Source organism: Salirhabdus salicampi (genome assembly GCF_024259515.1).
Classification (GTDB): domain Bacteria; phylum Bacillota; class Bacilli; order Bacillales; family Alkalibacillaceae; genus Salirhabdus_A; species Salirhabdus_A salicampi.
On the sequence record NZ_JANBWE010000001.1, the window covers coordinates 377,073 to 403,696 of the forward strand.

Annotated in this window: 27 protein-coding genes and 1 tRNA gene; 20 read left to right on the forward strand and 8 right to left on the reverse strand. The window is 36.2% G+C overall.

The window, feature by feature from the left end:
- Window positions 1–47: 47 nt before the first annotated feature.
- The 6 genes from fabI (at window position 48) to NLW78_RS02035 (ending at window position 3,206) form a co-directional block, all read left to right on the forward strand.
- Window positions 48–824 carry an enoyl-ACP reductase FabI gene (gene fabI / locus NLW78_RS02010; RefSeq protein WP_254494854.1) on the forward strand — a complete coding sequence of 259 codons (777 nt, stop codon included), beginning with the start codon at window positions 48–50 and terminating at the stop codon, window positions 822–824.
- 136 nt (window positions 825–960) lie between these two features.
- The gene (locus tag NLW78_RS02015; RefSeq protein ID WP_254494856.1) at window positions 961–1,362 is read left to right on the forward strand and encodes a CotO family spore coat protein; all 402 of its coding nucleotides are present in this window, start codon (window positions 961–963) and stop codon (window positions 1,360–1,362) included.
- Between the two features lie 118 nt (window positions 1,363–1,480).
- On the forward strand, window positions 1,481–1,699 hold the full coding sequence (locus NLW78_RS02020) for a hypothetical protein (protein WP_254494858.1): 219 nt from the start codon (window positions 1,481–1,483) through the stop codon (window positions 1,697–1,699).
- A 53-nt stretch (window positions 1,700–1,752) separates the two neighbouring features.
- The gene (locus tag NLW78_RS02025; RefSeq protein WP_254494860.1) at window positions 1,753–1,974 is read left to right on the forward strand and encodes a hypothetical protein; all 222 of its coding nucleotides are present in this window, start codon (window positions 1,753–1,755) and stop codon (window positions 1,972–1,974) included.
- 53 nt (window positions 1,975–2,027) lie between these two features.
- Entirely contained in the window at window positions 2,028–2,285 is a 258-nt protein-coding gene (locus tag NLW78_RS02030; RefSeq protein ID WP_254494862.1) for a hypothetical protein, read from the forward strand.
- 12 nt (window positions 2,286–2,297) lie between these two features.
- Window positions 2,298–3,206: an MBL fold metallo-hydrolase gene (locus NLW78_RS02035; protein WP_254494864.1), complete on the forward strand. Its 909-nt coding sequence runs from the start codon at window positions 2,298–2,300 to the stop codon at window positions 3,204–3,206.
- Here NLW78_RS02035 and NLW78_RS02040 read toward each other — a convergent pair.
- From NLW78_RS02040 to NLW78_RS02055, 4 genes are all read right to left on the reverse strand, one after another.
- Window positions 3,203–3,877 carry a DUF421 domain-containing protein gene (locus NLW78_RS02040; RefSeq protein WP_254494866.1) on the reverse strand — a complete coding sequence of 225 codons (675 nt, stop codon included), beginning with the start codon at window positions 3,875–3,877 and terminating at the stop codon, window positions 3,203–3,205. The genes NLW78_RS02035 and NLW78_RS02040 overlap by 4 nt on opposite strands.
- A 108-nt stretch (window positions 3,878–3,985) precedes the next feature.
- Complete coding sequence (locus NLW78_RS02045) at window positions 3,986–4,408, reverse strand: GNAT family N-acetyltransferase (RefSeq protein WP_254494868.1); 423 nt, start codon at window positions 4,406–4,408, stop codon at window positions 3,986–3,988.
- Window positions 4,408–4,923 carry a YjcG family protein gene (locus NLW78_RS02050; RefSeq protein ID WP_254494870.1) on the reverse strand — a complete coding sequence of 172 codons (516 nt, stop codon included), beginning with the start codon at window positions 4,921–4,923 and terminating at the stop codon, window positions 4,408–4,410. Before NLW78_RS02050 ends, NLW78_RS02045 begins: the two co-directional genes overlap by 1 nt.
- Before the next feature lie 106 nt (window positions 4,924–5,029).
- The gene (locus tag NLW78_RS02055; RefSeq protein WP_254494874.1) at window positions 5,030–5,761 is read right to left on the reverse strand and encodes an alpha/beta hydrolase; all 732 of its coding nucleotides are present in this window, start codon (window positions 5,759–5,761) and stop codon (window positions 5,030–5,032) included.
- Between the two features lie 144 nt (window positions 5,762–5,905).
- Here NLW78_RS02055 and NLW78_RS02060 point away from each other — a divergent pair, with 144 nt between their 5' ends.
- Both NLW78_RS02060 and NLW78_RS02065 read left to right on the forward strand, forming a co-directional pair.
- Window positions 5,906–6,469 carry a phosphatidylglycerophosphatase A family protein gene (locus NLW78_RS02060; RefSeq protein WP_254494876.1) on the forward strand — a complete coding sequence of 188 codons (564 nt, stop codon included), beginning with the start codon at window positions 5,906–5,908 and terminating at the stop codon, window positions 6,467–6,469.
- Window positions 6,470–6,583: 114 nt separating this feature from the next.
- Window positions 6,584–7,336, forward strand: a complete 753-nt coding sequence (locus NLW78_RS02065; RefSeq protein ID WP_254494878.1) for a DUF3298 and DUF4163 domain-containing protein — start codon at window positions 6,584–6,586, stop codon at window positions 7,334–7,336.
- A gap of 28 nt (window positions 7,337–7,364) precedes the next feature.
- Here NLW78_RS02065 and NLW78_RS02070 read toward each other — a convergent pair whose 3' ends face one another.
- Entirely contained in the window at window positions 7,365–8,465 is a 1,101-nt protein-coding gene (locus NLW78_RS02070) for a C39 family peptidase (protein WP_254494885.1), read from the reverse strand.
- A 244-nt stretch (window positions 8,466–8,709) separates the two neighbouring features.
- Here NLW78_RS02070 and NLW78_RS02075 point away from each other — a divergent pair, with 244 nt between their 5' ends.
- Entirely contained in the window at window positions 8,710–9,318 is a 609-nt protein-coding gene (locus NLW78_RS02075) for a YkoP family protein (protein ID WP_254494887.1), read from the forward strand.
- Between the two features lie 25 nt (window positions 9,319–9,343).
- Here the strand turns inward: NLW78_RS02075 and NLW78_RS02080 are convergent, their stop codons facing one another.
- Window positions 9,344–10,201, reverse strand: coding sequence for a metallophosphoesterase (locus NLW78_RS02080; RefSeq protein ID WP_254494889.1), 858 nt, complete (start codon window positions 10,199–10,201; stop codon window positions 9,344–9,346).
- Window positions 10,202–10,356: 155 nt separating this feature from the next.
- On the opposite strand from NLW78_RS02080, the gene NLW78_RS02085 reads away from it, so the two are divergent.
- On the forward strand, window positions 10,357–11,466 hold the full coding sequence (locus NLW78_RS02085) for an MGDG synthase family glycosyltransferase (RefSeq protein WP_254494891.1): 1,110 nt from the start codon (window positions 10,357–10,359) through the stop codon (window positions 11,464–11,466).
- A 139-nt stretch (window positions 11,467–11,605) separates the two neighbouring features.
- Window positions 11,606–11,678, forward strand: a tRNA-Val gene (locus NLW78_RS02090).
- Window positions 11,679–11,943: 265 nt separating this feature from the next.
- Here NLW78_RS02090 and NLW78_RS02095 read toward each other — a convergent pair.
- Window positions 11,944–12,147 (reverse strand): 2-hydroxymuconate tautomerase family protein, encoded by a 204-nt coding sequence (locus NLW78_RS02095; RefSeq protein ID WP_254494893.1) that lies wholly within the window; start codon window positions 12,145–12,147, stop codon window positions 11,944–11,946.
- Window positions 12,148–12,740: 593 nt separating this feature from the next.
- Between NLW78_RS02095 and NLW78_RS02100 the strand changes: the two genes are divergently transcribed.
- The 3 genes from NLW78_RS02100 to NLW78_RS02110 all read left to right on the forward strand — a co-directional run bounded on the left by NLW78_RS02100 (window position 12,741) and on the right by NLW78_RS02110 (window position 17,004).
- Entirely contained in the window at window positions 12,741–13,772 is a 1,032-nt protein-coding gene (locus NLW78_RS02100; protein WP_254494894.1) for a TAXI family TRAP transporter solute-binding subunit, read from the forward strand.
- Window positions 13,773–13,875: 103 nt separating this feature from the next.
- Entirely contained in the window at window positions 13,876–15,849 is a 1,974-nt protein-coding gene (locus NLW78_RS02105) for a TRAP transporter permease (protein ID WP_254494896.1), read from the forward strand.
- 102 nt (window positions 15,850–15,951) lie between these two features.
- Entirely contained in the window at window positions 15,952–17,004 is a 1,053-nt protein-coding gene (locus tag NLW78_RS02110) for a tartrate dehydrogenase (protein ID WP_254494898.1), read from the forward strand.
- Window positions 17,005–17,070: 66 nt separating this feature from the next.
- Here NLW78_RS02110 and NLW78_RS02115 read toward each other — a convergent pair whose 3' ends face one another.
- Window positions 17,071–18,129: a DctP family TRAP transporter solute-binding subunit gene (locus NLW78_RS02115; protein WP_254494900.1), complete on the reverse strand. Its 1,059-nt coding sequence runs from the start codon at window positions 18,127–18,129 to the stop codon at window positions 17,071–17,073.
- Window positions 18,130–18,247: 118 nt separating this feature from the next.
- On the opposite strand from NLW78_RS02115, the gene NLW78_RS02120 reads away from it, so the two are divergent.
- The 6 genes from NLW78_RS02120 to NLW78_RS02145 all read left to right on the forward strand — a co-directional run bounded on the left by NLW78_RS02120 (window position 18,248) and on the right by NLW78_RS02145 (window position 26,440).
- The gene (locus NLW78_RS02120) at window positions 18,248–19,855 is read left to right on the forward strand and encodes an ATP-binding protein (RefSeq protein WP_302328437.1); all 1,608 of its coding nucleotides are present in this window, start codon (window positions 18,248–18,250) and stop codon (window positions 19,853–19,855) included.
- Entirely contained in the window at window positions 19,842–20,534 is a 693-nt protein-coding gene (locus tag NLW78_RS02125) for a response regulator (protein ID WP_254494904.1), read from the forward strand. Before NLW78_RS02120 ends, NLW78_RS02125 begins: the two co-directional genes overlap by 14 nt.
- Window positions 20,535–20,696: 162 nt before the next feature.
- Window positions 20,697–21,926 (forward strand): MFS transporter, encoded by a 1,230-nt coding sequence (locus NLW78_RS02130; protein WP_254494905.1) that lies wholly within the window; start codon window positions 20,697–20,699, stop codon window positions 21,924–21,926.
- A gap of 269 nt (window positions 21,927–22,195) precedes the next feature.
- Window positions 22,196–23,191: a zinc-dependent alcohol dehydrogenase family protein gene (locus NLW78_RS02135; RefSeq protein WP_254494907.1), complete on the forward strand. Its 996-nt coding sequence runs from the start codon at window positions 22,196–22,198 to the stop codon at window positions 23,189–23,191.
- Between the two features lie 260 nt (window positions 23,192–23,451).
- Window positions 23,452–24,513, forward strand: a complete 1,062-nt coding sequence (locus tag NLW78_RS02140; protein WP_254494910.1) for a C45 family autoproteolytic acyltransferase/hydrolase — start codon at window positions 23,452–23,454, stop codon at window positions 24,511–24,513.
- Window positions 24,514–24,808: 295 nt separating this feature from the next.
- A complete protein-coding gene (locus tag NLW78_RS02145) occupies window positions 24,809–26,440 on the forward strand; it encodes a PucR family transcriptional regulator (protein WP_254494912.1) in 1,632 nt (543 codons plus the stop codon).
- Window positions 26,441–26,624 lie beyond the last annotated feature (184 nt).

Here is a 26,624-nt window from a genome sequence, read left to right on the forward strand (position 1 = left end):
TACTAATAACAAATAATAATTTTTTTGTAATCATAGGAGGTTACGATATGAATTTCTCTTTAGAGGGTCGTACATATGTAATTATGGGTGTTGCCAATAGACGTAGTATCGCTTGGGGGATTGCACGCTCATTACATGCTGCAGGTGCTCGCTTAATTTTTACATATGCCAATGAACGTTTTGAAAAGCCGGTTCGTGATTTAGCTGGAACGTTAGAGGGACAAGAATCCCTTTTTTACGAGTGTGATGTGACAGATGATGAAGCGATTGAAAAAACATTTACAGACATCAAAAGCGATGTAGGTGTCATTCACGGCTTAGCTCATTGTATTGCGTTTGCAAAAAGGGAAGAACTTCAAGGTGAGTTTTTAAATACAACGAGAGATGGCTTCTTATTAGCTCATAACATTAGCGCATACTCTTTAGCTGCTGTAGCTCAGCAGGCACGCAAGATTATGACGGAAGGTGGCTCCATTTTAACCCTTACGTATCTTGGAGGCGAACGTGTCGTTGAGAACTATAACGTAATGGGAGTAGCAAAAGCAAGCCTTGATGCAACAATGAAGTATTTAGCTAACGATCTTGGAAAAGAAAACATTCGGGTAAATGCAATTTCAGCAGGTCCAATCCGCACACTTTCAGCAAAAGGTATTGGCGACTTTAACTCTATTCTAAAGGAAATTGAAGAGCGTGCTCCCCTTCGCCGTACAGTTACTCAAGAAGATGTAGGTAACACTGCTTATTATTTAATGAGCGACCTCTCTAGTGGTGTAACAGGTGAAATTATTCATGTAGATTCTGGTTACAGCATTCTTGGACGATAAAGATTTTAAAAAACGTTCCGCTTTATAAGCGGAACGTTTTTTTTTGTTGGTGAAGACATAAATTCAGCTCCTTTCACCGAATGGGCGAATGATACATATAGTATTTTGTAGAAGATTAATTGAAAGGGGTAGAAAAATGGCTAATGAGGACCGAGTAGTTCAAAAGCCTTTACTATATATCGCCCAACCTAAGGAAGAGGATATTGAAGTTTCGATGCAAAATTATTACTACAGCCGTAGTTTAGAAAAGAACAATAAAAGGAACGATGATGGCGATGATGTGAATAAGCCAGATGAAAGTAAAGGTAACAGACAAAAGTTTCGTGACCTTTCCATTGCAGAGAAAGTAGAGTATTTTCTTAATATGCCAAGAAATGTTCCACAAATGAAGTGTGAATTATTTACAAAAGAAAAACGATATACCGGTTATATTGTAAATTATGAAGACGAAGAGGTAAGCATGAGACTCTTCCAAGCTCCATATAACGTAAAGATAACAATTAGCGAAATAGATGATATCCGTTTATTAGGATTTTAGTTTAGCTACATTTGTTTCCCTTTTGTAAAATATCAGGGCAAATAACCATTCGATTCCAGTACATTCGCATAAACTGTACCGTGTAGATAACTAAGTGAAAAGGAGGCATAGTTTCCATATGTCTGATAAAAAAAGAGAAATACATGTAAAGGATCTAGTAATTAAGGCGGATAACGTCATTTTTGAGCCGCCGTTAAGACGCTCGCCTAATCCATTTTCACGGCGCAGACAAGATGAGATGGTTGAAGATAGTGCAAATCATGATGAGAGCAGTAGTGTATTGGACGCAAAGGATGACGATGAAGACCCAAAACGTCCTCCGTTTTCTTGGATATAAGTCCCATAATAAAGAAGGCAGTCTTAAAGGGCTGTCTTTTTTTATAGGAGGGAGTGATCACTATCGGTAACAGAGTAAAAGGAAATCAAATTTTCCGTTTTTTGCAAGCATTTGATCGATTTCTTGATCAAAATGAACATTGGCTACAAAGGCCTGAACGTCAAATGTATGATTTAGAAGCTAACATGGAGTATTGGGAAGCTCATTTTACACAGCAAATATGGATTGTGGAAGAATCTATAAAAAAAATCGAACAAAAATTAGAGGATTCATAGTGCGGTTTGCATAAAAATAATATGAGAGGAAATGGTGAGAGGGAGTCGAAAAAATGGGGTATATTCTTCCTATAAAACAATTTGAGTATGAACAATATTTTAAGAGGACAGTTAAAGACGTACAAACTCCGTTCCAGTTAGAGAAACTGACAAAGGTTAAAAAAAGTCATAATAAGGGAAGACAGTCTTCAGGTTTGTTGCAAATGGAAAACGTAGGTAATAAAGCCTCTGGGCAAATCGATTTTCCAGTGGATGATGATCTTGTCGTCCAACTGACGGGGAAGGGAAAATATATTAACAAACGGATATAAGGAGCTTATGGTATGAACTTTACTAGACTAAATGACACTTGTTATTACTTTGATGCACCAGTAAATATTGGCTATATACATCAAGGTAATGAAGGTATGCTTATTGATGCAGGGATCGACTCATCCACGATGAAAAAAGTATTACACATTTTAACTGAACATAATTTGCCTATTACACACCTATTTATTACACATGCCCATGCAGATCATTACGGAGGAGCCAAATATTTACAAACGCACCAATCAATTACAACGATTGCCCCAAAGTTTGAATCAATTATTATGCAATACCCAATTTTAGAACCTTTATATCTGTTTGGGGGCAATGACCCAATACGAGACATTCGTAACAAATTTTTAGAAGGGGAACCGATAAAAGTAGATATTGAAGTTGAAGAAGGGGATTATCAGTTCAGTACTTTCGTAGGAGAAGTTATGATTTTACCCGGGCATAGTTATTTTCAAGCTGGATTGTTAATAAATGGTATTTTTTATGCTGCGGATTCATACTTTGGTACAGAACAGTTAACTAAGCATAAAATACCATATATAACCGATGCAGCTAAAACATTACGTAGTTTAGATATTCTTCTCGAACTGAATTGTGAAGGTGCAGTACCTGGACATGGAAAATTTGAACAGACATTTAAAAAAACAGTTCAGGAAAATATAAGGTATCATGAAAACATTTTATCGGACATAAAATATTGTGTTGGAAAAAGGGAAGCAGGAATTAGTCATGAAGAATTAGTGGCTTATATGTGTGAGAAATATCATGTACAATGTCATCAATTATCACAATTTCTCTTATACCGTACGGCAGTCACTGCTTATGTCACTGCATTAATTAAGAAAAACGAAATAAAGTACAACATGCAGCGTTTTCGCTGGATGTTTTATATAGATGAAGGAGGAGGCTAATATGGTTCAACATACAAGCCTTCGCCTTCCTTCCATTCAGCAAACATAACTTGTTTATAATCTTTAATATTTTGTTGTTCAAGTTTCTTCTTTACATCCTCTTCTGTTAAGTTTACCTCTTTTAAATTATCTCTGACAATTTCACCATCTAAAATAATGGAATAGGGTAATGTGGCTGGTTGAGAAGTTATGTGTAAGTCGTCACGTGTCGGTGTTTGGTTCCTCGAGTTTTTTAGTACGGAGATTGTACCGTCTGTTTCAAAAACAGCAAATTCTACATCACGAATGGAGAATACGTTTTTGGATCTAAGAAGATGGAGCAGCTGACTCATGTCCAGTTTCACTTGTTTCAGTACATCTTTTTTAATTTCCCCTTTATTAATGACAATAGCCGGTCGTCCTTCCAAAAATGCTCTCGTCTTCTTAAATTTTTGCGTAATCAATTCAGTTGTATAAAGAAGTCCTCCCCATAAGGCAACAGCAAATAGTATTTCTCGTATTCCTGCCTTATCATCATATAATGCGTTACCGACTAATTCCCCTAGTACGAGTGCAGCAATGAAATCAAAGGCAGTAATTTGTGTGATTTGTGATTTACCTAATAGCTTCGTTAACCCGAACAAGGCAACAAACCCTACAAGGGTTTCGACGAAGATTTTCGTGTAATCCATGAACCTCACTACTTTCCGTCCATTGATTTGCTTTTTTTATCGTCTCCCCTTTTATTGAAAAAGATACATAAAAAAAGACCTGTGCGAAAGAAACAGGTCTATGTACGATTATAATTGTTTGATCATGGTTACGTGAGGGATTCCGGCATCCATAAATTCACCAGAAATGGTTTTATAGCCTATTGATTGATAAAAACCTTCAGCATGTGTTTGTGCATTAAGCTTCGCCTTCTGAAAACCTTGGTTTTTAATTTCATCCTCCATAAACTGGATGATTTCTTTCCCATAATGGTTTCCGCGGTACTCTTTTCGTACGCAAATTCTTTCCAGTTTTCCGTATTGGTCCATGAAGCGTAATCTGCTAGCTGCAACCGGTTGTTCGTTCACATATCCTACAAAATGAGTCGCTTCATTTTCATGTTCATCAATTTCTTCTTCAGGAGGAACATTTTGTTCCTCAACGAATACAGTGTTTCTCACATAGTAAGCATCATTTCGTTCTTCATCTGTTATAGCAATTTTTATTTTCATTAACGATCTCCACCTAATTTAAATGTTTCGTAAACGGTCCATGAACCATTTTCTAATTGGTATAGAAGTTGAAAACGGTCTATCGTTTCTTCAATATCAAACTTGTTCATTTGCAGCACACCGAATACATCAGAATGCTCATCGGTAGATAACTCTTGGCCGATCGTTACGTGAGGAACATAAGCAAATGAACGTTCCTTCGGAAACTTCCCTTCATAAAGCTTTTCATTAAGTTTTAGCAATTCTTCTACTGGTTCAACCTTTAAATATACCGTATTCGTTACGGGATAAAAGGATCCGGCCTTTTTAATAATTAATGGAAAGGGTTTTGTCTCTTTCGCAACTTTACGGAGTTCGGTAGCTAACTCTTCAATAATTTCATCATCCGCATCAAATTTTTCTTTGAGTGTTACATGTGGGGGGATGAGAGAATAATTTGGATCATATCGTTTTCGGTAAGAGTTAGCGATGTCTTGAACTTCTTTGGATGGAAAAATGACAATGCCATATTTCATAAGGTAACCTCCTTTTATATTTTCAAAATTTTCATTTCGTTGCATTGGAAAAGTGAGTTAATATACATTATATCAAAAAATTGAATTTCATATCGAAAGTTATGATTCATTTTTTTCCGAAAGTTTTTACTAATGCTCTCGGCATATCCTTTTGCCAATGTTTCCACGTATGATTTCCACCCTCAAGTTCGTAATACGTGTAATCATCGACTCGGTCCATTAATAAGTTTCGCAGCTCCCGGTTAGGAGTTAGGAAATCTTTTGTTCCGTCACTTGTTGTTTGTACGGCTTTTTCATCTGTTCCAATTGTATGGTAAACCGTCATTGCAGCAATTTCCTCTGACTGTTTCACTGCGTTTTTAACATTTTCGTTTACATAAGGAGATTGCATAACAACTTTCCCAAACGTATTTGGATATTGTAGAGCGGTCATCAATGATACGGTACCACCTAACGAATCGCCAATGAGGCCCCTGCTTCCACTCATATAATAACTAGGAATTTCTTCATCCAAAAGGGGAACAACTTCAAAGCGAAGAAATTTCATATATGCTTCCTGGTTCTCACCTTTTGGATGATATTTCTCTCTCCGGTCATAACGATCCTTATAATGAATGCCAGCGAAGACAGTGTTTTCAATTTCCTTGTTACTATGTAAACGATCACTAAATGTAGCAATTCTTCCTAATTGATAATAATCGTTTCCGTCTTGCATAATGCACAAATGATATTTATAAAGCTTTGAAAAATGTTCTGGTCGATATATTTTTACAGTTAACGTTTCAAGTAAATATTTACTTTCAATCTCTTTATGTATCATCGTACCCTTTCTTTTCACCGTCGCACCTCCGTAAAATCCAGTCACAATCATCATTTTAACATAAAAGAGAAAGAAGCAAATTCCAACAGATTTTTCGACATTTTTCTTTTGCTGAGGATGATATAATATTTTATTCAAGGGGAGGAAAAGGAGGAAGTAACTGTGAGCAATCATTCGAAACCAATTCCGAGTCAAGAAGTGGAACGGGCTGCAAGACAACTGTTAACAGAACGTGGTGTCCTAATTGATGATATTGCTGAGATTGTATTTGAAATGCAATATCCATACAATAAAGACTTACAGCTAAGTGATTGTATTGAGAGTGTGGATCGAGTGTTAGAAAAAAGGGAAATTCAGCATGCAATACTAGTAGGGATTGAGTTGGATAAATTAGCAGAACGAAAAGCGTTGTCTGAACCGTTACAATCGATTGTTGAAACAGATGAGGGGCTATTTGGAGTAGATGAAACGATTGCTTTAGGAGCAGCATTAGGTTATGGAAGTATTGCAGTAACAACATACGGTCATCTTGATAAACATAAACTTGGTATTATTAAACAACTTGATACGAAAAGAAGCAAGTATGTTCATACATTTCTAGATGACATTGTTGCTAGCATCGCTGCTAATGCTTCTAGTAGGCTGGCACACCGACAAAGGGATTGGGATGACCAGTTACCTCGAAAAGAAGTGGAGCGTCGTGACCAAGAAGAGCGGTTAAGTTAAAGGTTTCTCAAATGAGGAACCTTTTTTCATTAGGAAGTGTGAGTATGAATTTATGTTGAAAACGAATAATAACACATACGAATTGTTGTGGCTGGTTAAAAGGAGGTCATACGCGTGTCTTTGATTGTAAAGGTGATGCTCTGCTTATTGATTGTTTTATCGTTCAACAATCCGTTTATATTCGCTCAACAGATAGAAGTTGTAAATCAAAAAATGACCGAAGTACAAATGGAGGTACATGAGGTTCGTGAAATAAAACATAATTATCGGATTGATATGAATATACCAGAATTTAAGGGAATGGAAGACACCTTTTTTCAGATGAAATTAAATTATTATTTAAAAAAGGTTGCCGATGAGCAGAAGGAAAAGTTTCTAAATGACATAAAGGAACTAAGCAAAACAAATGAAAATACAAAGAACTCTTCACCAAACCGATTGACCGTTGAACCTGTTCTAGTGGCGAATGGAACAGTTGTTTCTGTACGAACTACAATTTACAAAAGGTTAGGCGATGAAGAAGAGGAAAAAGTCAGAACGTTAAATATACTGAACGAAGAGAAGGCAAAGCCGTTACGTCTTAAAGATTTGTTTAAAAAAGGGGTACCATATAAATCCATGATATCCAGCAAGATTCAAGAGGAAATGGTTCATAAAAAGAGAGAAGGAATGCAATTTTTTGAAGGGAAGAAGGAATTTACAACGATTGATAAAAAACAACCTTTTTATATAAAGAATGAAAAGTTAGTTATTGTATTTGATGCTGGGGAGATTGCCCCGCAATCTGCAGGGACGGTTTTCTTCCCCCTGTCGATAGCTGATTTGAAAGACAAGCTGAAAAAGAATATTTATCAAAGCCTTATGTAAAAAACGAACCGTCGCCCGGTCTCTCATTTTAATGATAACTAATAGCCTGACTTCCGTATTGTTTCCACCCAGCAATAAAGGACTCCTTCGGCATGGCTCTATTTTTTTGAGCAAATAGGGGATCATTAAAGTATATATAATCGTCATCGTAGCCTGTAACGAGGACAGAGTGCTCTTGGTATGTAATTTTAACTTTACCGGTTGGTGTTTCCCATGTTTGCCAATAGCTATCAGGTAAATATCTAAATTCACTTGTATTAATAACCCATACCGGCTTTCCTGCATCTAACTGCTGAAGTACTTTATCGAAGCTTTCTCCCGACAAATTTATGATACGGTCTTGCAGGTACTTCCTTGCTAGTTCTTCAATAGGTTCGTTAAATACGCCAAATCCAGGTTCGTCAAGAGTATACATATTTCCAACAAACCCGTCATGGGGGTTTCCAAAATAAACTTTTCCGTCTTGTCTTTCATATGGAGTTGGATCCTTCGTCACTTCTTCAGCCAAAGTCATTTTGTCAACGGTAACCCCTGCATGAACTAAAAGCATGGCTAAAGTAGTTACTTCACAGCCCCGTGGTAGTTCCGGTAATTGAGATATAAGGGGAGCATCGATTAAAACACGGCTACTCGATGACAGTTCTTGTACAATTACACTCGAAACCCATCCTTGTTGACCGCTAACTCTCACGTGGTACCATGTTATTCCTTGAACGATAGCCTTTTCGAATGCATCTAAAGGGGTTAAAAAAGGTAATGTAGTGACGATGTCGTAATGTAGACCCGGTCCAGTTCGTACATTTCCACTATCAACCTTAACTTCATAAGTGCCTTCATACGGCTCAGTAACATAGTTCTTGTTATTATCCTCTTCATTTGTGTCGTTTGAACGTTCAGAATGACTAACATTATCCTCTGCAATCCGATTGTTATGCTCAGTGCTTGAGGGAAGACTATGTGTAATGATTCCCTTACTTACGATATGGTGTTTACGTTGCTGCAAAAATGATTCTTGTAACTGACCTTTGTTTTCTAAGAAAAAACTATTCATTCCCTCTTCTGCAACCTTTGCAGAGCACCCTATAAGTATTGATATAACCGGAATTAACAAAGCGAATTTTTGGTTCATGAAAGTCGCTCCCCAAATTACATTTTCGTTTTCATAGACTTCCAGAATCATAAAGGAAATACAAGTTCGATTGATTGATTGGGGTTGAATCCCAGAACAACTTATTACGAATATTATGATTAAATAACTTGATTATGAAAAAATTGGCTTTTTTCCAGTTTTCTATTTGTCGAATTCATAAATAATTATGGCGATATAAAAACAAAATAAGAAAGATTAAATGATGGTAAAGGGATGAAGACGGATGAGACGTTATTTCATCAAAGTATGGTACTTTTGTGACCCTCTGTATTACAGCTTCACAAGGTTAAAATATATAGGTAAACATAATAAAAATCCGGGCAATATTTTTCGTGTGCGATTAACGAGATATAAAGGTCGCGAAGTGACCTTAAAAGATGGAACAACCATCCGAAAAAATGACCTATTGCTAAAAATACACTTGCATAATGTTCGGATTTTACATGATATACAACACATAAAAGATGATGTGAAAAAAGGATTTATGATTTATCAAATCGTAAAAGAATCAATGCCAGGTCTTGCAACATATGTGCAAAGCCATAAGCGTTATGACGAAATTAAAGGAGTCATAGGTATAACGATGTTAAGTAAAGGGAGTAGACGATTAGGTTTTGAGAAGGTCACGATAAAAAACCTTATTTATAAATGGATGAAAGTATGTACATTTTTACCGATTTGTTTTTTATCATTAACAAGACCGTCAATAGGGAAAATACGTAAATTACCTGAACCTGTTTATTTGTTTATGTCTAAAGCGGATTTAGTAAATCGATATAGTGACCTGAAGAGACAATCGACATATATAAAAAAAGCCGATAACTCACTGTAAGTGGGTTACCGACTTTGTACATAATTTATCCGACATCTGCTCCTTGTGTTGCCAGTTCTTGAGTGAGCGGCAGTTGGTGCAGAGTAATTTCCGGGCGACTTCCGACACGGATATTAACACCAGTTTGTCCTAGTCCTTCACTAATATAAAATGGTTTACCATCATAATGGTGTAGTCCTTTAACCATATTAAGTCTCGGTAATTTCCCCATTTTAACTAAATGAAATGCCTTTGGATATAAAATTTGCCCACCATGAAAATGGCCGGAGAGTAAATAGTCGAAATGAAATTGCTTCATATCTAAAACTGCGTTAGGATCATGTGTTAAAACAAGATTGTAGCCTTTCGTAATACCACGATAAGATGTTTGAAAGTCGCTTCGATTCGTACTGTAATCATCAATCCCAATAATATTTACTGGATGACCATGTATGTCCAATGTTATATTTTCATTTTGCATTGGAATGCAAGCATAATCAGCAAGAGTTTTCTTCAATTTTTGAAAGTTTTTCTCGCGGAGTACATAGTCGTGATTACCAAAAACAGCATATGTCCCATAGGTAGGGTTTAATTTCTGGAAAATCTCCAAATATGGAATAAGCTTGGGAATAGACCACTTTCTGTCAAGATAATCTCCAGTTAATGCGATTATATCTATTTTTTCATTTTTTAATTTGTTGTAAAGTTCTTGTGCAGAAACAGAAATGTTTTCTAAGTGCATGTCGGAGATTTGTAGGATGTTTAATTTATAGTGGGGTTTATAGTGCTGATGATTTTCGTCGTGAAGATGTATCTTATTAACGGTAACCCGTTTTGTATTTTGATAAGCTTTATAAATACCAATGAATAGAAGAATAGCTATAAGAGAAACTATAAATAGCATAAATCGTCACCTCCTCATAAGATTATACTAGAAATTTACGGCTTTTGAGCTAGTAAATGTTGGTGGTCCTTCCAATTCGATCTCTGCTGATAATAGATTAACGTTTAGCGCATAATAAGCATGTTCATTTACATTACACAATTGGGGGGTCCATTATGAGAAAGGTATTGTTCATGCCTTTTTTACAAATTCCTTCAGGTCACCACCAAGTTGCTGATGCGCTAGCACATGGTCTTACTCAATCCGACCCAAATATTCAATGTGAGAAAATTGATATTTTGCAATATACCTTCGGGAAAATGGAATCGTTTATTTCAGGAATTTATTTAAAATGGATTCATTATTTACCCGAAATGTATAGCAAGGTCTACCAACTGACAGTTGGAGGAGATGAAAATGTTACGACGAAACGTTTTTATCATTATGAACTCTTTTTTGAAAGTGCAATGGAAACCATTCTTGCTGAGAAAACGCCAAATGTAGTTGTTTGTACACACGCTCTTCCCTCATATATCTTAAGTCGACTTAAAATGAAAGGAACGACGAATGTAACGGTTATTAATGTTTATACTGATTATTTCATTCATTGTTTATGGGGGCTTGAAGAGATTGATTATCATTTTGTTCCATCCAACCAATTGAAACAAGAACTTGTTCATAGAGGAGTAAAAGAAAACAATATTTATGTAACGGGAATTCCAGTACATCCCCTTTTTTATCAAAATAAGAAGCAAATACATGAAAAGGATTGTAAGCAAGTACTAGTTACAGGTGGAAGTCTTGGAGTAGGAATGTTGGAGTCTTTTTTGCAAAGGTTGAAAGAACAAGATATTCATTATTATGTTTTATGCGGAAAAAATGAAAGGTTGTTTAACACTGTAAAAAAGTGGGGGCGTACGAATATTACACCTATCCCTTATATCAGTGATCGGGAAAAAATGAATGAATTATATAATATGAGTGATGCAATTATAACGAAGCCTGGTGGGGTTACCATAAGTGAGAGCCTGTTTAAGAAAGTTCCCATTTTCGTGTATCATACATTACCAGGACAAGAGGAGTTTAATTTTAAACATTTGAATAAATTAGGACTTGCAAGGGATTTGCAGTCATGGGAACGTGAAGATTCATTTGAAGAGGAACTCATTCACTTTTTCACCCAATCATCATCTGTTCGGCACTATTTTGATCAACTAGAGATGTATCATAGTCAAATAAATAAAACACAACCAGCTGAAATTATAGCTCATACAATGGAAAAATAAAAACTCCCATGGTAACCACAGACCAACGGGAGTTTTTCATCTTGATTAACAACTATAACAATTCTACAACCTTCTATAATATTTTAGTTGACAAGTTTGGAAAAACTCGATATATTTATAATCGTCGATAATATAATACGATTCCGTAGCTCAGCTGGGAGAGCGCCACCTTGACAGGGTGGAGGTCGGTGGTTCGAGCCCACTCGGAGTCATTGGGTGCCAAACCCGTAAAACCCTCGGAACAAGGGTTTTTAGCAAAAACATCACTATTTCATAGTGGTGTTTTTTTATTTTTCTGTTAGAAAGTGGTGTTCTTTTTGGTGGTGATGTAGTCATAAATAGTTATCTTATATTATCTTAATAGAACTGTGTCCGAGACGAGAATCAACTGAAATTATCCGAGTTCATTATAAGTTTATGGTCACATTTTATTACATTTGAGATAAAGACCAATTTTGTTACATCTTAATGCAATAACTATTTACCATCTTTTCTCCTGACGGTGATCGATTCCCCAGCAATGCCCCAATTATCGGTATCGACTTCATCAATAACGACAACAGTTGTGTTTGGATTTTTACCTAACACATCAACGAGTAATTGTGTTGCACCTTCAATAAGTTTTGCTTTCTTTTCTGGTGTAACACTCTCATTTGTTATTTTAATATTTACGTATGGCATATTCATTTCTCCTTTTCAATTTATTTTCAAAGATAAGTTTAGTTCAATAAAGGTGAATGTCCTCACGGCAACTGTTAATAAAAATATTCCAAATTAACTTTATACTTGTATCAATTGTTCACCTCCAATTTTATCGTTTTTTATTTCCTATCTTTATAATACCTTTGAAGTCATTTTATCAAAAGGGAATATTTGTTCACTCATAAAGGATTGTTTCGGAAAACATGAGAACTGAAATTTCGGAATTGAGTATAGAAAAGCGAAAGTAACGTTTAAGCAACTCAAACAGATAAACAAACACAATTGTTCTTTTCTTAGACCAAAAAGACCAATAAGAACATTATGGTTTTTATATTGCACACAAAATGAAAGCGCTTTATATTTAATTAAGGGCAAACAAACTCTGCTTTTCGATTGTATAGGGGAATCTTTCATAATTCTAATATCATCAATAGTTTAACAGATTAATAAAATTGGGAAGAGGTTTTAAGCCGGTTAATCATAATGTTTAATCGGGTTGAAACTGAATTTATAAAGGCATTCTTCCAAAGTGTAAGAGGTGAAAAGTTATTCTAAATAAGGGGGAAATTGTCATGAAACAACATTGGAAAAGAGTAGTAACGGTATTAACGGGTCTTTCGCTGTTAATATTGGCTGCATGTAGTAGTGGTGAAACTCAAACGTCTGGTGACAGTGGGGAAGTGAATTACAAGGAGTATCCAAACACCGTTAAAGTAGGAACCGCTTCCCAAGGTGGAACTTATTTTATCGTTGGTGGAGGTTTAGCTAGTCTTTTAGAACAAGAACTTGATGTTACAGCAAACGTTGAGGTAACAGGTGGCCCTGTACACAATATGCAATTAGTTCAAGCGGGTGAACAGGATGTCGGTTTTGTAACATTAGGTCCTGCTTATGAAGGGTATACAGGTACTGGTGAATGGACAGAAGGGAAAAAACTACAAGATGTTCGGATTATTTTCCCAATGTACACAACTCCAATTCACTGGTGGGCACTTGAAAGCTCAGGTGTAACAAAAATAGAGGACATCAAAGGACAACGTGTTGGTGTAGGTCCTGCTGGTGGTACATCAGGTACATATGTCCCGCTTATTCATGAAGTTTTAGGTTTAGATACGGATAATGTTCAAGCTGGTGCAAGTGATATGGCTTCACAGCAAATGGATGGACAATTAGATATTATTGGTTATGCGGCAGGTATTCCAATTTCTGCTGTATCAGAGATCGAAGTTCAACGTAAATTAAACTTCTTTGGTCTCGATGGGGAAAAGAGAGATAAAGTTATAGAAGAATTCCCATATTTCTTCCCTTTCACAATCCCAGCCGATACGTATGAAACGTTAGACCGAGATATTGAAACGATTGCAATGTTCAACTTTGGAATCGTACGCAAAGATACAAACGAAGACTTTGTTTATGACTTAGTAAAATCATATCATGAAAAACAAGATGTGATGATTCAAACACATAAATCAATGAAAGAAGCAGTTGCAGAGGCAATTACAATTAATGAAGATATTCCACTACATCCAGGTGCAATTAAGTATTATGAGGAAATTGGAATTGAATTGCCAGAATCTGTTTATCCGCCGGAGTGGAACAACTAACTAAAAAGAATTGAAGTAGGCTGACTCATTATCGCGGTCAGACCCCACAGAGGTGGTGTCAAAATCCCAATGAGTCAGCCTAATTAGCATAGGAGGTGTCTACATGAATGACATAGAAAAAAACAAACAAGAGGAAGTTGAAACAAAACCAGTTACTGATCTTCTTGCAGAGACTGAAGATGATTCGTCGGTTGATAGTGCTACAGAGTCGAGGGTATTCTGGGGATGGAGAAAAATAACGTTTACAACAATAGCGGTCATCGGTGCGTTATTTCACTTGTATGTTTTAAACTTCCATCCAATTGATCCATGGGTATTTAGAGCATCTCACTTACTATTTGGATCAATGCTAGGATTTATGCTTTTTCCGGGTTGGAAAAAAGCTTCTTCCAAAATTCACGTAATTGACTGGATGTTTATCCTCGCAAGTATTGGTGTATTTTTGTATATTTTTATCAATTTAAAACAATTGCTTTTCCGTTTTGGTGTATTACCAACTACAATGGATTTCATTGTTGCTTTAGTAGGGATATTATTAGTTTTAGAGTTAACTAGACGAACAAGTGGTTGGGTGTTACCGATCCTCGCAGGTATCTTTATTTTATATGCTTTTATTGGACCATACTTACCTAGTATTTTAAATCATAGTGGATACACGATTGAGCGATTTACTACGTATATTTATGGGCTTGATGGAATATTTGGAGTAACACTTGATGTTTCTTCAAGGTATATTTTATTATTTATAATCTTTGGATCGTTCTTACAAATGTCAGGGGTTGGACGTTACTTTATTGATTTCTCATTCTCTTTAGCAGGAGGAATGCGGGGAGGTCCAGCAAAGGTTGCCGTTGTTTCAAGTGGATTAATGGGGATGATGAATGGGACCTCTGCGGGGAATGCTGTTGCGACTGGATCGTTAACCATTCCATTAATGAAGCGTGTAGGTTACAAGGCTCGTTTTGCAGCAGCAACCGAGGCGACAGCTTCTGCTGGTGGTCAAATTATGATTCCAATCATGGGTGCTGGAGCTTTCTTAATGGCGGAAATTACAGGAATTCGCTACAGTGAGATAATCATTGCAGCAACGATTCCAGCATTATTATACTTTTTATCTGTATACTTTATGGTAGATTTTGAAGCTATTAAGAAGGGTATGAAAGGAATTGCTAGAAAGGATTTACCAAGCTTTAAATCAATCATGAAAAAAGCTTATTTATTCTTGCCAATTCTTCTATTAATCTCCCTACTTTTACAAGGATTCTCGGTTATTATGTCAGGTACTTATAGCATCGTAGCATGTTTTGTTGTAAGTCTATTCCGGAAAGAAACAAGAATGGGCTTAAAGAAAATTATAGGTGCATTAGAATTAGGAATGAAAAATACGATACAGCTACTAGCAGTTTGTGCATGTGCTGGAATTATCGTTGGAGTCATTTCTCTCACAGGTGTAGGTTTACGCTTTAGCTCTATGCTTTTGTCTGTAGCTGATAACAGTGAATTGCTAGCATTAGTATTTGCAATGTTCATTGCAATCATCCTCGGAATGGGGATGCCAACAACTGCAGCATATGCAGTAGCAGCTTCTGTTGTAGCACCTGGTCTGATTAACTTAGGAATCGAACCGTTATTTGCGCATATGTTTGTGTTCTACTATGCAGTATTGTCTGCAATTACACCACCAGTTGCATTAGCTGCCTATGCAGCGGCAGGTATAACAGGTACTAACCCTATGAAAACAGGGGTTGAAGCATTCCGGTTAGGAATTGCAGCTTTTATCGTTCCATTTATGTTTATTTATAGCCCACAAATATTAATGGTAGGTAGCTTTTTAGAAATCGGAATTGCGGTAATCACCGCTGCAATTGGAATCTATCTTCTTGCAGCAGGTGTCCAAGGGTGGTTTGCAGGTCGAAACGCACACATTGTGACACGTGCTTTGTTGCTCGTAGCATCTGTGCTATCGATTTATGCTGGACTGAAAACAGACTTAATTGGACTAGGGTTTGTTGCTGTCGCATTTGCAATTCAAATCTTCCTATCTAAAAAAGATCATACACATAACTTTGCAGCTTAAAAATGGCGAGGATAGGTTTTAGTTGTTTATGAACTGCTAAAATTCTATCCTCATTCCATATAGATGTGGATTTAACTAGTTTGCTTAAGGGGGAGAGACAGAATGGAAAATGTAAAAATATCAGTTATACCAGGAGATGGAATAGGAAAAGAGGTTGTACCAGCAACTCTTGAAGTATTGGATACTCTGGCTGAATTACATGGAGGGTTGAAATTCCATTATGAAGTTCATCCATGGAGCTCTGAGTATTACTTAGAGAATGGAGAGATGATGCCAAAGGATGGTATGAAGCAGCTTAAGGAAACCGATGCCATTTATTTAGGGGCTGTTGGCAACCCAACATTAGTACCTGATCATGTTTCGTTGTGGGGATTACTAATTAAAATTCGTCGTGAATGTGAACAAGTGATTAATCTTCGCCCTGTAAAATACATTCCAGGAGTTCAATCTCCCCTTGCGAATCCTCGAAATTTTGATTTTATCGTTGTTCGTGAAAACAGTGAAGGCGAATACAGTGAAGTGGGTGGAAGAATACATCGTGGTGAGGATGAAATCGCTGTTCAAAATGCTGTTTTTACACGTAAAGCAACAGAGAGAACGATTCGATATGCATTTGAGCTAGCGAAGGAACGGAAGGGCAAAGTCACAAGTGCGACGAAATCGAATGGAATTGTCCATAGCATGCCATTTTGGGATCAAGTCTTTAAAGAGGTTGGACAAGAATATGCGGACATTCAAACCGAAAGCAATCATATTGATGCATTGTCAGCTTTCCTTGTTTCTAAACCACACTCGTTGGATGTTATCGTAGCGAGTAATTTATTTGGAGATATTTTAACTGACCTGGGCGCAGCAATTATGGGAAGCATAGGGATTGCTCCTGCTGCCAATATCAATATCAATGGAAAATATCCATCTATGTTTGAGCCGGTCCATGGCTCAGCGCCTGATATTGTAGGGCTTGGAGTAGCGAATCCTATTGGCCAACTTTGGACAGCTAAAATGATGCTGGACCATCTAGGTTATCAAGAACTTGGCACAACTCTATTAAATGCGATTAAAACCACCACGTCTCAAGGTATTAAAACGAGTGATATTGGCGGTTCATCAAGCATGCAAGAGGTGATCGGTGCTGTCATTGCAAACATAGAATAATTTACTAGGGGGGATCTAAAGCATTCCTTTTCGAAAATTTGAAAAAGAAGCTAAAGAACTCTCCTCCTACTCTAAATATTTATCATGTATTTTCCACGCTTCATTGACAAGATCACTTCTTATCTTTTTGTCCAATGAATTATAAAAAGAGGAAAGTTCCTCTAACCATAAATTTTTCTCTTCCAATGTTAAATAGTGAATGTTAATATCTGAATTTTCTTTAATTTTATCCAATTCTTGATCATTTATAGTTTTTGCAAGTTCTTTCATCCAATCAGATGTTTCTTCCATTGCTTCTTTTATGATTGCTTGTATATCAGGGCTTAAGCTCTTCCAAAAATCGTTATTAATTAAAACTACATATCCTAAGTAACCGTGATTACTAATTGTTAAATTCTCTTGTACTTCATAAAATTTTTTGGAGTATATATTAGAGATAGTATTTTCCTGTCCATCAATTTCTCCTTTCTCTAGACTTTGATATGTCTTATTAAAAGGGATTGGTACAGCTTCAGCACCAAAAGCATGAAACTGCATTTCTATAACATCGCTTGGCATAATTCTAAAAACTTTTTCTCTAAAATCAGCAGGATGAATCAGGGGGTCATTTGAAGTCATTTGCTTGAATCCGTTATACCAGAATCCCAATCCTTTAATATTCTTTTTCTCGAGCATAGAAAATAGCTCTTGACCAATCTTCCCTTCATAAGCTTCTGAGACGGCATCATATGTTGGAAAGGCAAAAGGTATGTCCAAAACAAGCCAGTCTGGAGAAAGTTTTTCCAGTTTGGAATGGGCAGGTGATATCATTTGAACATTTCCTTCAATTAGTGCATCTAACTCATCTTCATCCGAATATAACATTCCATTTGGATAAACTTCTACTTTTATTCTATAGTCGCTGTTCTCTTCTACTAACTGTGCAAATCGTTGTGCAGCTATCCCTTTTGGAGTGTTCTCGGCAACTACATGAGAGAATTTAATAATAATTTGGTCTTTTATTCCCATCTGTTCATCGTCATGCTCAAGGCTTGATTGTTTATAGGGGATAAAATGAAATCCGAAATAAAATGCAGTAATTAAACCAATAAAGACAAAGCCAACAATCCACAAATAATTTTTCAACACAATCACCCTCAATTATGTATGCGCTCCAATTATTTTATCATATTTATAATTCCGTGTTATAATATGTTGGATTATTATGAATGTTTAAAATATGGAAGGAATGCAATCGATGCCATTGCAAATATTACCAATACGTTGGAAAATTACCATTCTATCTTTTAGTATTGTTTTGTTTTCATTGACCATTGCCGGGATCATCCTTAGTGGAAACTATATTAAAACTAAAGAAGATGAATATGGGATAAGGGCAATGATGACAGCGAGAACGGTTGCACAACTACCAGACGTAATTCAAAATATTGAGCGTCCAGAGGGCTGGAAAACAGTTAATCCTATTGTGGAGCAGATTCGTGTTATTAATAATATAGATTACATAACCGTTTTAAATATGGATCGAATAAGGTATGCACATCCCGTTAATGGAATGCTAGGTACTGTTTCAAATGGTGCTGATGAAGCGGCGGCATTTGCGTCCCATATCTATACATCAAAGGCAAAGGGAGAATTGGGTACAGCAGTTAGGGCGTTTTTTCCGATTTTAAATGAAAATAACGAACAAATAGGGGTTGTAATTGCAGGGAACATTTTGCCTACAGTAACGGAAGCGATTTTGGGTCTTGGTAAAATGTTTACGGTTACAGTATTTCTTGCTCTACTATTTGGAATATTCGGTTCATGGATGCTAGCTAAACATATTAAACAACAAACCTTTCAGCTTGAACCACATGAAATAGTGAGAATGCTAGTCGAAAGAAATGCCACTTTTCAATCAATGCATGAAGGTGTCATTGCTATTGACAACAATGAAATTATTACGATATTTAATGACCGGGCTAAACAGATGTTGGCGGTAAAAGGGGATGTTATTGGTAAAAAGATAACAGAAGTTATTCCAGATTCTTTATTACCAGAAATCATGTATAAAGGAGAAGCAGTTTTTAATCAGGATGTTCAAGTAAATGATGCCTTGCTTGTTAGTAATCGTGTGCCCATCAAGGTGAATGATGAAACAGTTGGAGCTGTAGCATTTTTCCAGGATCGTACAGAGGTTGGGAAAATGGCTGAAGAATTAACGGGTGTACGGGCGTTTGTAGATGCGCTAAGAGTTCAAAATCATGAGCACCTTAATAAATTACATACGATTGCTGGGCTCATTCAACTGGGGGATCATAAACAAGCGTTGAGCTACGTTTTTAAAGTTTTTGAAGAACAAGACCAATTAACGAAATTTTTAAATGAAAATATAGAAAATAATAGTATTTCAGGATTATTGTTAAGTAAGGTGAGTAGAGGGAAAGAGTTAGGGATAAATGTTGAAATAGACCGACGTAGCCAACTTATGAATTTGCCGGAGCAGCTAGATCACCATAATTTTGTTCTTATATTAGGTAATCTTGTAGAAAATGCCTTTCAAGCACTAGAAAGAGTAGAGCGAGAGAAAAAAGAAATATATATTAGCATAGAACAGGATGATGATATATGTTCCATATTAGTAGAGGATAACGGATGCGGTATTGCTAATGAGAATATAGAAAAAATTTTTGAAAAGAATTTTTCCACTAAAGACGAACAAGGTTCTGGAATTGGGTTGAATCTAGTAAAACAAATCATTGAAAAGGGAAATGGGGTAATAGAGATAACTTCAACAGTAGATGTAGGCACAAGTTTCATCATTACCTTTCCAATGAAAATAGAGGAGGCAGTTCAAGTTGTCGGAAACTGAAGTAAAAGTAGTCTTAGTTGAAGATGATCCGATGGTTTTACAAGTAAATCGGCAATTTATCGAAAGAGTTCCAGGATATAAGGTAATTGCAGAAGCAGTAAATGGTGTTGAAGGAATAAAAAAGATTAAAGTAAAAAATCCTGATCTCGTGATTTTAGACATTTATTTACCTAAACAAGATGGTCTTTCTACAATAAAGGAAATACGTACTCAGGATGTAGACGTGGACATTATTGTGATAACTGCGGCAAATGATCGGAAAACGATTAGAAAAATGCTTCATTACGGTATAGAGGACTATATTATTAAGCCATTTAATTTTGAACGAATTAAAAAAACCCTGGAACAATATCGGATAAAAAGAGCTTCCTTCAAACAAAAGGAGGAGTTTTCGCAATCAGCCTTAGATGAAAGTCTTTTTCATGATAAGGAGACACATTTGGAAAAAGAAGAAGAAATCTTACCAAAGGGCTTAAATCATGTAACATTAAAACAAATTACTAATTATATGTTGCAGCAGGAGGGGGCTAAATCAGCAGAGGAAGTTGCAGAAGGAGTAGGCTTAGCTAGAGTAACAGCTAGGAGATATTTAGACTATTTGGAAAAGAACGGGATGATTAAAATTGATCTCCAGTATGGAAGTGTAGGAAGACCTGTAAAAAAATATGCCCGTAATTAAGCTAATAGATTTAGGTTAACGACTTCTTTTCAATTTCATATGTGGAGACCAAAAAGATCTATATTATAAATATGACCAAATCGTTCATCTTCTTGTAATCATTAGGTATATTAAAAAAGTATCTATATAAACTCGATAAGACTAATTATAAGTAGTGATAAGATGACAACAAATGATAGAAGATTTATAGAACCTTATAAACCAACCGAAAAATCATTTTGGAAAATTACGATAGCGTTAGCACTAGCATCTTTTGCGGTTTTTTCAATACTATATTCTGTTCATCCGTTGCTTCCGTTATTTGTAAAAAAATTTCATGTTTCTCCTACAACATCAAGTTTACTTCTTTCATCCTCAGTCGTTTCCATGGTAATAGGATTATTACTTTTAGGTTTTTTATCTGATCGCTATGGTCGTGTGAAAGTTATGATTATTGGATTGGTTGGATCCTTAGTATGTTTATTAAGCATGACTGTAATAGATCATTTTATTGGATTGTTAGTGCTACGTTTTATCCAAGGTTTTTTCTTAGCTGGATTACCGGCTGCAGCTATTGCCTACATTAGTGAAGAAATTGACGATGCTAGTGTTGGACAATCTGTGTCTATATATATTGCAAGCAATGCACTTGGAGGTATGGCTGGCAGAGTTGTAGTTGGATATTTAGCAGATACCTTTGATTGGAAAGTCGCCTTTATTATCTTAAGTGGCTTTTGTGGATGTATGACTGTCCTATTTATCTTGCTTATTGAAAAATCGAGGCATTTTGTACATAGTAAACGAGCAATAATAGATGATCTTAAAGGGATGTTGTTCCATTTAACGAACATGGAATTAATCCCGTTATTTTTAACGGGTTTTATTTTACAAACAGTATTTATGGGGTTGTGGACTTATCTTCCATTTTATTTAGTTGGTGAACCATATTACTTATCATTGAAAGAGATTTCTTTTATTTATTTTGCTTATGGATTCGGTGTAATTAGCTCCCCAATCGCAGGAAGGTTGTCTTCTCAATATGGATTAGTTCGAATGTTGGTTTTAGGAATATATATTATGGTCTTCGCTATTTTCTTAACGTTGATTCAGGCGACGAGTTGGATTGTAATCGGATTTTGTTTAATATGCTTTGGTTTTTTCATTGCCCATTCAATGGCAGCGGCAATTGTGAGTCAAACAGCAAAACATCATAAGGGTAGTGCTTCCAGTTTCTATTTAGTGAGCTATTATGTAGGAGTTGCCACAGGGGGAACAGCAACTGGGTTTCTCTGGACACAATTATCATGGTATGGGGTAACCGGTCTTGTTCTATTACTTTTCCCAATCATACTGTTTTATATTAGAAAGGTTAAGATATTTAATCGTGAAGTTCCGGAAAACATAAAACAATAAATCATCATGTGCATTTACTATCAAACGAACGTGATTGTGAGACCGGGTTTTTACAATTTAGCATATTCTTTAAACCGAAAATAAGCACATTTTGCTTACGTTAGTTTTTATCATCTATTTTCTCAGTGGTGGAAGTGAAATTTTTGACTTCCTTAATATGTCACAATCATATCGCTGTCTAGTATTTTACTACTGCGGCTAAATATTCGCATTATTTTAAAAATTGGTGCTACTTAGTGTAAAATAATATTGAGAGGGGTGTGATTATAATGAAAGCACAAGTAATTAAAAAGTTTGGAGATCCATCTGTTTTTGAGATTACTGATGTTCCCAAGCCTGAAGCGAAGCCAGGACATGTAGTAATCAAGGTGAAAGCAACAAGTGTAAATCCGATTGACACAAAGGTGCGTGGCGGTGTAGTGCCAGCAGTTGCACCAGAGTTCCCGGCTGTTTTACACGGCGATGTAGCAGGGGTAGTGGCAGAAGTCGGAGAAGGAGTAACCGATTTCAAGGTTGGTGATGAGGTTTATGGATGTGCTGGTGGTTTTAAAGGATTAGGTGGTGCCCTAGCAGATTATATGCTTGCAGATGCGCGTCTTCTAGCTCTTAAACCGAAAAATTTATCAATGGCACAAGCAGCAGCTCTACCGTTGGTAACAATTACTGCGTGGGAGTCACTTTATAACCGTGGTAATGTTCAAAATGGACAATCTGTTCTCGTTCATGCAGCTACAGGTGGAGTAGGTCATGTTGCAATTCAATTAGCAAAATTAGCCGGTGCAAACGTATTTACTACTGCTTCCTCTGAGGAAAAATTAAGCATTGGCAAACGTTTAGGTGCAGACGTAGCCATTAACTATAAAGAACAGTCAGTAGATGAATATGTAAAAGAACATACAGAAGGGAAAGGATTCGACATTGTGTTTGATACGGTCGGTGGAGAAAACCTGGATAAGTCTTTTCAAGCAGCCACCACATACGGAACGGTATTAGCGATTGCAGCACGGTCAACACATGATTTGTCTCCTCTTCATGCTAAGGCACTATCCTTACATATTACATTTATGCTCTTAAAGATTATTAACGAAGAGAAAAGGCAAGAACACGGAAGTATTTTACGTGAAGTTACGAAACTTGTAGAGGAAGGCAAACTTAAACCATTAGTTGATGAACGAGTTTTCACTTTTGATCAAGTTTCTGAAGCGCATGCTTTACTTGAAACGAATAAGGCTATCGGAAAAGTCGTTTTAACAAATGAGTGGTAACTAAAGAAAACGAGCCGCCTAAGAGTAAAAAGAAATGACGCATCATTTCTTTTTACTCTTTTATTTATTTCTAGAAAACTTTCTCATCGTTTTAACCTGTGTAGATGTTACACAACCACTTATTATTGTCCTATAATCCTATTGCATATTAATTTTGAAAAACAGGAACTATTGTATACAATAATTAGGTGATCATGTTGGTTAAATGGGATAAATACGAACGGATTCTAAAGAGTAATGTGCAGATGAAGGAGTTTATTATGAAAAGAGTATTTACAGATGTCATTCAATTTCGCGGCACACATTATGATTTTGGTGTGTACCAGGGAAAATTACTACTAAATTCATTCTTACTAAAAAATCGGGAGAGGCAATGGAAAGTTCGAAAGCCCCTCTTTAAGATTGATATCGAAGAAACAAAGCAAATGTTTCAACGTTTTGCTCCATCTATTTGGGAAGAATTACTAGGCTTGCAAACTGCGTTGCAATGGCCAATGAAACGGGTACTGCTAGAATTCGGTGGGTACCGGGTGAACATCACCCCATCCGGCTGTTCTATTTTTGCAGGGAAAGATTTCATGGTTCGTAACTATGATTATCATCCAAAAACGTATGATGGACGCTACGTGGTGTTTGAACCTAGTGATGGTGGGTTCTCAACGATTGGTTTAAGTCAGAAAATTACAGGTAGATGTGATGGGATGAACGAAAAAGGGCTTATGATTGGGTATACTTTCATGAATCGAAAACGTCCAGGAAGTGGGTTTATTTGTCACATGATTGGAAGGATGATTTTGGAACGATGTGCTAATACTGAGGAGGCCGTTAACCTGCTGAAAGAGATTCCTCATCGTGGATCTTTTAGTTACGTATTATTTGATCGACGTAAAGAGACACCGTACATAGTAGAAACTTCGCCTCGTAGGGTAGAGGTACGGGAAGGGTATTCTTGTACAAATCATTTTGAGATTTTAACAGAGGAGAATCGCCATATTTTAAATGATTCAAAGAAACGGTTAGAAATTATTGAGGAACATCAAGTAAACAGCTTAGGTGGAAGTGAAGCCTTCCGTCTTTTTAATGACACAAATGCTGGTGTATTCTCTAAATTGTATGGTAGCTGGGCAGGTACGATTCATACGTCCGCATATTTTCCAAATGACATGGAAGCATGGATTTCCCTTGGTGGTGATCAGAAACCAACAAAATTAAATTTCTCCAGCTGGTTAAAGGGACTTGACTACAGGATGGAGAGAATTGAAGGGAATATTGATACGGATATTCCTTTTGTCAATATGGAAAAGGCAGATTGGTATAGATAAAAGCAGTCCGAAAGTGTATGAGTATGTTTTTATACGAGGATTATGTAACTGTAGCAGAATACAATCGTTGATCCTGACACTATATAGGTACTTAGACTTAATCTATTGAGCTGAAGTAGGATAATATAGTAGATTACACTTTTTTGCATAGACACAAATAAAAGGCAAAGGTAAAATGAGAACTGTGATAAGTAGGTTATTTTTGGACATAATGTCCTAATCTCGTACATAGTAATGAGAGATTATTAGAGAAAAATGCAACTTCATAATTTATGTAAGAACGGGGGGATCGGTATTGGGGAGAACAATTTCCCTTAAGAAGTATACAGTAGCAGATGTGTTATCAAATCCGTTATTTAAAGAGGCAGAAGTAGTTGCAGGTAAAAGAGGACTTCATCAAACGATTAAATGGGTCCATATTATGGAGGTTACTGAAATTGGTAAGCTTTTAAATGGCAACGAGCTGATATTGTCAACTGGGGTAGGTTGGCAGGAGAAAAGGCAAACAAGCTTATCATTTCTTAAACAGTTAATCGATAAAAGAGCAGCGGGTCTATGTATCGAATTAGGAAAGTACACATCATTCATCCCTGAGGAGATGATACAACTAGCCAATCAGAACAATTTTCCACTCATTATCTTCCCGACAGAAGTGCGGTTTATTGACATTAGTCAAGAGCTAAACTCAATCATTATGAACAACCATTACAAAATGTTAACTGACCTCGAAGAAATATCTAGTAAGTTAAATCAAATATTACTGCTTCCCGACGCTTTTAAACGTGTGTTACGTTTTTTGCATCAAACTTTACACTTACAAGTCGTATATGTCCCCAACTCAGAAAATGGAATTTTATTTTTTCCAGATACATCAAATGATAAAAAGGAATTACTACTGAAAGACATTGACCCCTACATTTCTAACTACACAGTCGACAGCACGTTAGAATCCAATTATTCAAACATCGCTCATCAACAAGTACAAGCAATGGGCCATACATTCGCTAATTTGTTTATTATCGCAAATGATAGCGCTTTAACAGAATTTGACTTACTCGTATTGGATCGCTGCGCTACTGCATTATCACAAGATCTTCTACGTGTTTTATATGTCGAAGAAAAGAAAAAAGGTCAAGAAAATCAATGGGCAAAAGAATGGCTTGAGGGCAAACTTCAACTGGAAGATATAAACGATTTCCTTGACTCTTTAAAGCCTTCGGTAAAACCAAATGGTGTTTGTGTCTCAATTTGTACGTTTTTCAACCGAGTAGACGAGGAGAACATGACATATTACTTCGCTGTTTTTCGGTCCATATTTGAACAACAAGGATTCTACCCACTTATATTGTTTGAAGCCAATCAATTTATCTTTATTTTAATAAATAAACGAAATGAAAAGGATTGGAAACAACGAATATCACAGGCCCTTAATCAAGTGAAAAATACAGAACGGATTGATTTTATGAGTGTGCCTCCAAAATTTTCGGTGGGAAAATTGTTGACAAAATTAGATCATGTTCATGAAAGTTATGTCATGGCAAAGGAAGCATTACAAATTCAACGGAAAGTAAAAAACATCAATCAACCATTCTATGAGGAACTTCACATCTATCGATTAATTTCTCTCTTAAGTAAGCAAGAGAATTTGAAAGATTTTGTAGACGAATACTTAGAAGTTGTTATTTCTCAAGACCAAAAAACAAATGGAGCATTATTGGAGACCTTGAAAGTTTTATTGGATGTAAACGGTTCAAAAAAAGAGGCCGCAAAAAAGCTCTTTATTGTTAGACAAACGTTGTATCATCGGCTGGAAAAATTAAAAGAACTTCTCGGGTCAGATTTTATGGATCCGGAAAAAAGATTAGCCATTGAAGTAGCGTTGTATGCTCATAAATTCATCAAAGACCATCGCAAAGACTCATCATAATATTGGTCCCTTGAAACACTAACAGAAAGATCGTTAGTGTTTTTATTCACATTTTTATATTTGTCACCTTGTAAAAAGATAGGTTGTAATGTCTTAACAATTAGTCTAATGATTTCAAAGGCTTTCATGCCTCATACTTAAATTGACACAAAATATTCACATTTGTCATCAAAGTTTGTAAGCG